This is a genomic window from Brevundimonas vesicularis, from assembly GCF_900445985.1.
Taxonomy (GTDB): domain Bacteria; phylum Pseudomonadota; class Alphaproteobacteria; order Caulobacterales; family Caulobacteraceae; genus Brevundimonas; species Brevundimonas vesicularis_D.
Map to the genome: position 1 here is coordinate 7501 of NZ_UAQP01000011.1, position 1534 is coordinate 9034.

Here is a 1534-nt window from a genome sequence, read left to right on the forward strand (position 1 = left end):
CTAGGGATAACAGGCTGATTTTGCCCAAGAGTCCATATCGACGGCAAAGTTTGGCACCTCGATGTCGGCTCATCACATCCTGGGGCTGGAGCAGGTCCCAAGGGTATGGCTGTTCGCCATTTAAAGTGGTACGTGAGCTGGGTTCAGAACGTCGTGAGACAGTTTGGTCCCTATCTGCCGTGGGTGTTCGAAGCTTGAGAGGATCTGTCCCTAGTACGAGAGGACCGGGATGGACATACCTCTGGTGTACCTGTCATGGTGCCAGCTGTGCAGCAGGGTAGCTAAGTATGGAATAGATAACCGCTGAAAGCATCTAAGCGGGAAACTAACCTCAAAACAAGGCTTCGCTGAGGATCGTGGAAGACTACCACGTTGATAGGCCAGGTGTGGAAGTGGGGCGACCCATGAAGCTTACTGGTACTAATAATCCGATCGGTTTGATCGTTTCTCAGCAAAACTCATTCGATGATTGCTCCTTGACCAGAGCAATCTCAGACAATGTCTTCTCATCATCCGCTGTCCCCTGGTTGACCTGGTGGCTATGTCGGAGGTTCCCACCCCGATCCCATTCCGAACTCGGTCGTTAAGCCCTCCAGAGCCAATGGTACTTCGTCTCAAGGCGCGGGAGAGTAGGTCGCCGCCGGGTCTACCAGGCGGACAGCCGATGATGAATAAAAACCGCAACCGCGGTCCTTCTCGAAACCGTTCTTCCTTCACGATACACTACCGTTTGCCGCGGGATGGAGCAGCCCGGTAGCTCGTCAGGCTCATAACCTGAAGGTCGTAGGTTCAAATCCTACTCCCGCACCCAAAATAACAAAAAGCCCCACCGCACAAAGCCGTGGGGCTTTCTGCTGTCCGGCGAACAGATTTTGACGCGCAGAGGTCGCGATCCGGCAAAACCCTAATGCGGCGGCCACTTTAGCGTCAGGCCGATCCTGCGAGGCCGCAAAGGGGCGATGGCCTGGTCGTCCCGGAAGCGGAACGGGTCGCTATAGGCGAAGGTGTTGGCCCTTGTGTCGAACAGGTTGGCGACGAAGACGGTCGCGGTCCCCGCCAACGCCTTGACGCCCACGGCCGGTCTTCCGGTGTCGTAATCGCCCATTCGATATTGCTGACGTCCGTCGAACGTCAGGCGCGACGCGCCGACGTAGGAAAGGCTCCCGTCGGCAAGCGGCTCCAACGCTCTCCCAGCGGACGCAGCCAGCTGCAACCAAATTCGCCGAGGCCCTTGGCGCTCCGGGCAAACCCTCATCACGACAAGCATCAAACCACGCGCTGGGAGGTGATACGTGGGTCGGCAACAAGCCCGTTGGCGAAAAGCCCAAGCGTCTCAGAGGGACGATGGGCAAGCTAAGCCTAACATAGGCTCGGCACGCTGCTGCCGCGCGACTAGATTCTGCCGCTTCGCATGACAACGACCGCGATCAGCGTCAGGAAGACCATGGCTGCGGCCGCTATGGCGAGGGCCGTGATGCGAAAGGCGCCGCGTGTCGGCTTGTTGGGACGGTCCTCGTAGCCGATCGGGACTTTG

1 protein-coding gene, 1 tRNA gene and 2 rRNA genes (1 of these 4 cut by a window edge) are annotated in these 1534 nt (G+C 58.1%); 3 read left to right on the forward strand and 1 reads right to left on the reverse strand.

All coding sequences use genetic code 11. The annotated features are described in order from the left end of the window. From DT343_RS08960 to DT343_RS08970, 3 genes are all read left to right on the forward strand, one after another. Window positions 1-445: ribosomal RNA gene (locus tag DT343_RS08960) — 23S ribosomal RNA — on the forward strand; it begins 2335 nt to the left of the window's first position. Window positions 446-531: 86 nt separating this feature from the next. Continuing rightward, window positions 532-646 (forward strand): 5S ribosomal RNA (gene rrf / locus DT343_RS08965). An 88-nt stretch (window positions 647-734) separates the two neighbouring features. Further along, window positions 735-811, forward strand: a tRNA-Met gene (locus DT343_RS08970). A 93-nt stretch (window positions 812-904) separates the two neighbouring features. Here the strand turns inward: DT343_RS08970 and DT343_RS08975 are convergent. Further along, the gene (locus DT343_RS08975) at window positions 905-1183 is read right to left on the reverse strand and encodes a hypothetical protein (RefSeq protein ID WP_112862629.1); all 279 of its coding nucleotides are present in this window, start codon (window positions 1181-1183) and stop codon (window positions 905-907) included. Window positions 1184-1534: the final 351 nt, after the last annotated feature.